General features: G+C 40.6%; 7 protein-coding genes and 2 pseudogenes. 1 reads left to right on the plus strand and 8 read right to left on the minus strand.

Annotated elements, in window-relative coordinates; translation table 11 throughout:
- Nucleotides 1–295: pseudogene (locus tag UC75_RS03505) on the minus strand (TetR family transcriptional regulator); the annotation flags it as partial.
- Between UC75_RS03505 and UC75_RS18615 the strand changes: the two are divergent.
- Nucleotides 283–363: pseudogene (locus UC75_RS18615) on the plus strand (phosphohydrolase); the annotation flags it as partial. The pseudogenes UC75_RS03505 and UC75_RS18615 overlap by 13 nt on opposite strands.
- A 35-nt stretch (nucleotides 364–398) precedes the next feature.
- Here UC75_RS18615 and UC75_RS03510 read toward each other — a convergent pair.
- From UC75_RS03510 to UC75_RS20015, 7 genes are all read right to left on the minus strand, one after another.
- Nucleotides 399–1,043: a hypothetical protein gene (locus UC75_RS03510; protein ID WP_049836702.1), complete on the minus strand. Its 645-nt coding sequence runs from the start codon at nucleotides 1,041–1,043 to the stop codon at nucleotides 399–401.
- Nucleotides 1,044–1,054: 11 nt separating this feature from the next.
- Nucleotides 1,055–2,026 carry a 5'/3'-nucleotidase SurE gene (gene surE / locus UC75_RS03515; protein WP_128825126.1) on the minus strand — a complete coding sequence of 324 codons (972 nt, stop codon included), beginning with the start codon at nucleotides 2,024–2,026 and terminating at the stop codon, nucleotides 1,055–1,057.
- A 232-nt stretch (nucleotides 2,027–2,258) separates the two neighbouring features.
- Nucleotides 2,259–3,422 (minus strand): hypothetical protein, encoded by a 1,164-nt coding sequence (locus UC75_RS03520; RefSeq protein WP_049836704.1) that lies wholly within the window; start codon nucleotides 3,420–3,422, stop codon nucleotides 2,259–2,261.
- Nucleotides 3,415–4,743 (minus strand): TolC family protein, encoded by a 1,329-nt coding sequence (locus tag UC75_RS03525; protein ID WP_049836705.1) that lies wholly within the window; start codon nucleotides 4,741–4,743, stop codon nucleotides 3,415–3,417. The genes UC75_RS03520 and UC75_RS03525 overlap by 8 nt, the downstream gene beginning before the upstream one ends.
- On the minus strand, nucleotides 4,740–6,326 hold the full coding sequence (locus UC75_RS03530; protein WP_049836706.1) for a GH3 family domain-containing protein: 1,587 nt from the start codon (nucleotides 6,324–6,326) through the stop codon (nucleotides 4,740–4,742). Before UC75_RS03530 ends, UC75_RS03525 begins: the two co-directional genes overlap by 4 nt.
- Entirely contained in the window at nucleotides 6,323–7,111 is a 789-nt protein-coding gene (locus tag UC75_RS03535) for a hypothetical protein (protein ID WP_171065166.1), read from the minus strand. Before UC75_RS03535 ends, UC75_RS03530 begins: the two co-directional genes overlap by 4 nt.
- Before the next feature lie 188 nt (nucleotides 7,112–7,299).
- Nucleotides 7,300–8,032, minus strand: a 733-nt coding sequence (locus UC75_RS20015; protein WP_228137056.1) for an MFS transporter, incomplete at its 5' end; no start/stop codon positions are given.

Genomic DNA, 8,032 nt, shown 5'->3' on the forward strand with positions numbered 1-8,032 from the left:
TAGCATTTTGATTAGTCGTTAGAAGCAGTTTATAGATTTCATTAATCAGCCAATTTCGATAATCAACTACGCTTTGATAAGCCTTTGGATGTGTTTTAGCAATTTCAAAAATCGCTTTAAACGGCAAATGGTAAAGTCCATGTAAGTCAGCGTGTAAGTAATAAATTTTGCGGAGTTTTTCAATTAGTGTTAATTCTTTTTGAACATTGATAATCGACATGACCTCGTGTTTAAGGCCGTCTTTTTGAAAGGTTAGGCTCATTTCTATGAGACGTTCTTTTGAAGGACAATAATCACTCACGTGTAGATTATTACCTTCAAACCATGTTAATTGTTTCAACGGCACAAGATAGGTTGGAATGAAAAGACAACGAAATGAGTCCGTTGCCTTTTTATTTTTAAGATTGTGCAAATGCCCAAATATCTTTTGATGCAACCGTGTCAGATACGAGTCTAAAACTCATAGGTTCTAAGTCTTCATCTACCAAAACATAACCTTTTGAGTTATTTTTTAGCGCATCACACTTGTTATCGGTCAGTTGATAGTTTGCAGTATTGGCTAATGCATTTTCAGTAATAACACCTGTAAATACACAATTCGGGTCTTTCGAGACAATTTTGCCTTGTGCATTTACCTCGGCATTTACCATTGTTCCATCTGGAAAAGATAAATCGTAATTGCCGACCAATTGATTCAGCGTAATTTTCTGATCATCAATTTTTTCATAGTGTGCCAATTCAACGGTCATCGCTTGGTTAGACTGATTGCTCTGCCAAGCTTTTGTTTTTGCGTCATAGCTCATCACAATCTTGGCACGGTTTTCGTCATCATCTAAAACCAATAATTTAGAACCATCTGCACCAGAATAGTATTTGCCCGCCATAGGTAACTCTTGATCAGTTTCGGTACTAATAATATAAGTACCAACGTCTAAGCTCGGAGCTAGTGCAGGTTTTTCAGTCGAGACTTGGTCATTATTGTCATCGTCATTACAAGCCGCCAAGCCAAGCCCAAGAAGTAAAACCAACAAACAACGTTTCATGGTCTTTCTCCTTACTTGTTAAATAGGCTTTTTAAACGAATTTTAAGCCATTCTTGAGCTGCTGGTCGCTGGTCATAAGCAACTTGCATTGCAGTTACAGCAATTTTACTTTGCACTACGGCGCTTTCATCCGACATTTGCGCGGCTGTTGGTGCCGATGGTGCCGCGTCTATTCCTAGGCCAAATTGGTTATTGCCTTTACTATCTTTGGTCACTTGGAACTTCAATTTATATAAGTCATACGTCCCAATTTTTGAAAATGCAAAAGGTGTGCTGGTTGTTAAATTTTTAGGGAAATTAACATTTAAGGTGATGCCTTTTGGCAACAATTGGCCTTTGCCTGCCTTAGCTTGTAATTCTTTTAATAACACTACAGTTTGTTTTGCCACAATCGCAGAGTTAGGGTTGTTTAACGTTTTATCATCTACAGTGTTTGTATCGGCGCTTAAGGCAATAGACGGAATCCCGCGTCCTGCCGAAAACTGTACATTCCCAATCGTGCCAGAGTGCACCACGACTTTTCCGACATTTTGTCCTTCATTCGGGCCAGATAAAACTAAGTCCGGCGCTTTACCCCAACGCTTTGGTGCAACCACATCCAGTCCATAAACTGTTGCCATCACTGGTGTGCCATGCGTGTAGTTCCAGTCCCCATTGGTATAACCCGCTTTGGTAAAGGTTCCAGAAGCAGGTGCTCCAATTGGTGCTGCGCCATTGTGACAACCATTTTCAGCCGCAATTTGTTTATCATTATCCGCAGAAATGGTGGTTGAGCTATACATCACTATTGCACCACCACGACCACTTTGTGGTGAACACGGTACAGACACAAGCACGTTATGACCATTTGCTTTTAATTCATCATAAAGTGCTTTGACATTGCTGGTTAGACCGTCATCATTAACCAATAAAATATTTAATGCAAAAGCTGGAGTTGTGCACAAAGACAGAATAAGGCCGCCCAATAAACTTTTTTTCATCACTTAACTACCATGTTCTTAAATTTCGATTTGTATAGTAGTTGCGCTATATGTACGTTTAGTGACTACGCATCAATAAAAATTAAAATACTTTTCCATTAAAAATTAAATAATTATATTATAAATTATTGCTAAGTTTTCTTTTATAAACTGATCTTCAATTTCCTTGCTCATATTCAAAATAACAAAACCCACTTCCGTGGGCTTCATTCAAAGTATCAATTCAAGCTTTAAATTAAATACGTCCAACCTCTAAGTATGGAATCAAGTTTTTATCAAAATGTGGTCTTGGATCGCCTTCATAACTAATAAAACCATGCATGCCTGTTAAGCGCTCACCTTTATAAAACTGGTTTAACTGATAGCGCGGGTCTTTATGTGAAAGCGTAAAGCTCACCACACCAACGCCCTGCTGTTTTGACTTGTTATAAGCATCTTCGAGCATTTTATGATGCAAAGCTAAATCTTGTGGATGGCACATAAGCGTATGTAGTACATGGTACTGAATAGAGTCACCGAGTTTAGGCAAACGCATGCCCTTAGTAATTGGAATCAACAAATTATAAACAGGTCTAAGCACACCAATGACTGAACTGTAGTGCAAGATTTTGGTTTGTTTAATACTGTGCTGATCCCATAAACCAAACATGCCCACAAGTTTTTCACCCTTAAAGTAAAGTGAAAAGTCTGAGAGTTTTATTCCTGAAAAGTACTGATGTCCTTGGGCCAGTTCTTCAAAGTTATAGGCAGGAATAAAGTTATAAAACTCTGCCATGTCACTAATAAATTGGTTCATCGCTTCCACATGTTGAGCTTCAGCAACACATGTACGGATCTCTTGAATATCACTCTGCGGAGAAGTCTGCTTTAAAAAAGCCGTGATTTTTCGTTTTGCGCCAGTGTCGGTGAGGCTTAATGTCTCGATAAGCCCTTCATCATAATAATCAGGCATTCCCGTTTTGCCTGTTTGGATGGCAGCTCGTGCGGCGTGGTTATCATCAAAAATAATCATTTGGCTATAGTTCGGTTCATGCATGGTTTGTTTTACATGCTTCGCTAGAACCTTAACCAGTGACTTACCACGATAGTTATGATCTACCCGTAAATCGCCCGCGTACCTTAAGTTTTGAACGTTCCGATCGACATAACATGGACGGTAACCATTGCTATAACAAGCGACATTTTTCTGACTCTCGGTGTCTTCAATCAACACATGTAATTTATGTCGATAGACAATGTCAGACGCTTTAAAATAACTCGGTTCGCGCTGAAAGCTAATTTGTATGCCTTTGGTGGTCATCGGTACGGCAATTAAGTCTCGTAAAGCCTGATCATCTGCCAAAGTTGCTTCTCTGGTAATCAGCGTATTGTCAGCAAGTGGTGGATTTGTTTTATTCATTATTCACCTGTTGTGCGGTCTGAACGGGAACTAAGTTATTTAAACACCCCATTTGGTCGAGTAGCTGATAGACAAACACCACTTCGTCTTGGTCATTCACGGTTTTCTGGGTTTCTGCATCGAGTAACTTTTGTTCGGTATTGAGCAAATCAAATGTGGTTTTAGTGCCGACATCGAACTCTTTACGTGTGTAGACAAAAGCAATAGAGGCTGCCTCTATCGCATTTGCCAATGCTTCTTTATTTTGTCGAATGGTTTGAAGCTGCGCATAGGTCGTGCGAGTCCGCTTATTTAAATCTAGTTCAAGACTGCGCGTTTTTTGATTAGCCAAATCGATATCGGCCTGTGCTTTTTTAATATTGGCACGATTTAAACCATCGTCATAGAGCGGTACATTGAGCTGCACCCCAACCATATAGTTATTACTTTCCGAACCAATATAACTTGCTTCATCTTGCTTTCCGGCACGGCTGGTGAGCATGACCGTTGGCCAGAGTTCACGCTTAGTTAAAGCGTATTGTTTCTCGGCAGCTTGCTTTTCGTATTTGCTACGCATTAAAGCGGGATGGTTCTTGGTTTGAGCCAAAATTTCATCTAGGTTAGCGGGAATAACTGGTAGTTGTTTTATCGCGACAAGGTTTTCAGGCGTTACACCTGTCACTTGGTAAAACTGTGCTTCGCTTACGGTTAAATTAGACTGGGCCTGTGTAATATCGGCTTGGCCTTGCGCGACTTGCGCCAAAACCTGAGCTAAGTCAGCACGGGTAATCATGCCCACGTCAAAACGGCGCTTTGACTCATATAAAGACCGTTGTAGATTTGCCATGGTTTTTTGTCTAAGTTCTAAAATGGCTTTCTTTTTTAATACATCGGTATAGACCATCACGGTATTTAAGATGGTTTCCGATCTTTGATCTGACAAACCTTGGTTTTGTGCAGAAAGCTGACTTTCGGCAACATCAATTCCTAAACGGTGGCGACCAGAGGTATAAATCGGATAATCTGCTTGCAATTGCAAACTTCGACCTTTACGGTTTCCTTCGGTTGGAAACAGGACGTGTGAAGGCGTATCTATTCTTTCATAGTCCAGTTGCCCGACTAAATTGACTTTGAGTCCATCACGCTGTTTGGCTTGCTCAAGCATAGCGGTAGATTGATTTACGCTTAAACGGCTGACCTCAAGCTGACTTTCATGTCTTAAACTGGCAGACAAAGCCTCATCTAAAGTCATGGCATGTGTATTCGACACTAACAACACGCCTAAATACAAGGCGTGTCGAAGTGTTAAAAACCGAGTGTTAAATGGCTTCATCCCTTTCATAGTTGTTCCAAACTATTGAGGGTGACTTTTTTAAGTGGCTCAGGTTTGATATTGCCTTCGATAATGCCATCAAACATGACCAGTTTTTTATAGGCATTCCAACCATTATTGGCTTGGCGAATTTGAGGTTGATCAAGCTGTCCTAAGTTTCGAGCAAGTTCGTAATGGAAGTTTTGACGCAAAATACTGTCGATATATTCATTGTTAATGCTGTGATGGATGTCACCCTCAAAAAGCACGCAATAAAATGGTTTAACCTGTTGCTGGGTATCAATCGCCAGTAAAGAAATCGCCTTCGATTCGGTTTCATTTAACTGCGACAATAACTGATGAGCTGTTTCAGGTGCGAGTTTTTCACCGACCAGATCTACTCCAAAACGGCGGCCTTGGAACTCAAAACACGGAATTTGCTCTATAAAGCCAGTGACGCGTAAGCAATCATCCAAACAGTAGCGAAGTAAGCCATTACCCGAAGTAATCAGTGGGCTGACCACATCACCTTGTTTAAGCTGCCACGACGGAATGATTTGACCTTGCTTCTCACCTTCTAAATATTCAAATTCGTAGAAGTGACTTTGGTAGGCCAATGGGTATTGGTCGTTATAGGGAATCGTGACAACACCTTCAGTCGCCCATAGACCTTTGCCTTCAAACTGCACACTGGGTAACTTCTCTTGTAATTTTTCAGCCCAAGCTTTTGAACCTGCGGTATCCCAACTCGACACTAAACTTAACTTTGGCCAGAGCTTTTTAAAGTCGATCTGTTCGCCGTTTGAACTGTCAATTAGGGCTTGAGCACTTTCAGGGCTATGCGGTGCAGTGACTTCTTTTAATGAAGCCTGACGGCTACCCCATTTACCACTTTGTAAAACCTCAATCACGTCTTGTTGTAGCAACTCCAAACGCTCAAGCAATTGCAGCGCAAACGTTGGACTCCACACCGAAATCATGGCTAGGTTACGGTTTGCGACCAAATAACAAATGGTGGCAAACAGTGCATCATCGGCATTGGCTGCAAAGGCAACATTACTTGGAACGGCTTGAGTAAACTTAGACAAAATTCGCTTACCGACACCGAGTAGCGCACTATCATCATTTAGGTTTTTATCTTTTAAAACTTCACGCTGGCTTTCAGGCAACCACGACACTGACCAATAATGTGTGCCCGAACTCAGCTCTGGACACTTACGGTATAAACTCGCCATCCACGGCGCAATCGCATGATCAAGCTCATCTAAAAACAGCTTGGTATATGGAATAAACTTGATTTGTTCACTCGAACCACTGGTCGGCTGGAAACGGACTAGCTTACTGCTAGACAGTGACAACTTTTGTTCACGGTAACGTTGTATGTCTTCTCGCCAAGCGCCATAACGTGTCGCAGGAAATGCTTTTACAAACTGCTCATAGTTTTGAACTTTTTTATCTTTAGCAAACGTAGAGGTCTGTAAAATCGAATGCAAGATTTGACGTTGTGTTGCTTCTAAAGCATTAAACTGTTTTTGGAAATTACGGTCAGATGCATCACACCATTTTTTTAAAATCAGATGCGAGCCAAGCGTTAGCCATTCATTAGATTTCATTGGATGGCCTCTCTACGTTTTGTTTTAGACGTTACACAGGCTTCAAATTTTCCCTTACTTGTAGGTTTAGTAATGAGCTTCACGGGGAAACGAGCAATATCTTTCCAGCCTAATCGACCAATACATGGCAGTTCTGTGCCTGCTTTCCATGTCGGATTCAACTGCTCAAAGAAATGAATATTTGGGTTCTTTTCTCTCATTTCGGCAGTAATTGGTGCGACCTCACCTTTTAAAGGTTGATAGTCATCTCCAAAATTTAACAGGCCTGCATCTTTATCATAATATTCGCCAAAGAATTTCTCACAGTAGTGTTCGACGACTTCCGAAAGATGCTGGTTTTCATCTTTAATGTTTGGGTAATACACATAGTAGTTATTGGCAAGTAAGAGATAGGTCTTATAGCCTTTAGAAATCAGGAGCCAATAGAGTTCGTTAAATGGATATTTCACTCTTAACTTGATCATGAGTTTGAGCATGGTACTTTGTAGACTACGCGTACCCCAAAACTTCTTCAAAATGACGGTATCACCACTAAATAATACGGTGTAGTCCTTACCGTTTAAGTAGAAATGCTGCACCACAACGGTAGAGAAGCCAACAATCTCATTTGTTTGTGAATCAAAAATTAAGATTGCACCACTTTTATTTTGGAAATCATCTACGAAAATAGAAAATCTCGTATTTTCATAATACTGTTCGTAAATGGAATACATCACTTTTAATCGCTCAGTATCGATTTGCTCTTTTTCAAAATATTGACCATAAGTCGTGTTTTTCAGGTTCAATTTTGAAATTAGTTTATACGTTGTATTAATCATAATCCTTTAACCTTCCACCTCTAATTTGCGAGTTCCCCGATCTCATCAACCGATTTTGGAAAACTCATCTCAATGTTCTTTTTCTATGAAGGGATACGTTTTGATATGCCCTATTGTTTTTCATTCTTTGAAAGCTGCTCTTTATTTCTAAATCGCTACATGTTCATTTTCTTCCCCCGATCCATAAAGATGGTTAAAAATGCGGTCACAAACATAATGATTGCGAGCATGCGTAATAAATCATTAAAACTCGATGTCAGTGCCTGAAAATGAATGTCGCGATAGATCACACTGAGCGCGATTTGTTGTGCATTTGCACCGACTTCTTGATATTGCGCTGTGAGTTGATCGAGTCTTTCTGTAAAAATCCAGTTTTGCGGTGTCATCGACTGATTAATCTGCGTGATATGTAGCGCAGTCAGCCAATCTAATGATGAGTTAATGAGAGCTAGTCCAACCGCGCCGCCGATATTACGCATCAGGTTATAAATACCGCTGGCATCGGCTACTTTGCTGAGTGGCAAAGTGCTCATGGCTAAATGCGAAACCACAATCAGGCAGATCATGAGACCAATACCACGGTAAATTTGCGGCCAGAACATAAAGTCGTAATCACTGTGAATGCTCAAATGTGAATTGAGCCATACACCAAACCCAGCCAAAATCATTCCGACAAATACGGTTTTACGGGTATCAAAATTAGGAATAAGCCACGCAAGAAATGGCGCAAAGCAGAACATGACAATGCCTGTCACCATCATGACGTGACCAATTTGGCTACTGTTCATTTCACGGACTTGCCCAAGAAACACGGGAATCATGTAACCCAAGCCATAGAGCGCCATGCCAATCACAAAAGTCGTGATAGCACTTAAGGTAAAATTTTTG

The sequence above is a fragment of the Acinetobacter sp. V2 genome (assembly GCF_001188385.1).
In the GTDB taxonomy this organism is placed as follows: Bacteria; Pseudomonadota; Gammaproteobacteria; order Pseudomonadales; family Moraxellaceae; genus Acinetobacter; species Acinetobacter oleivorans.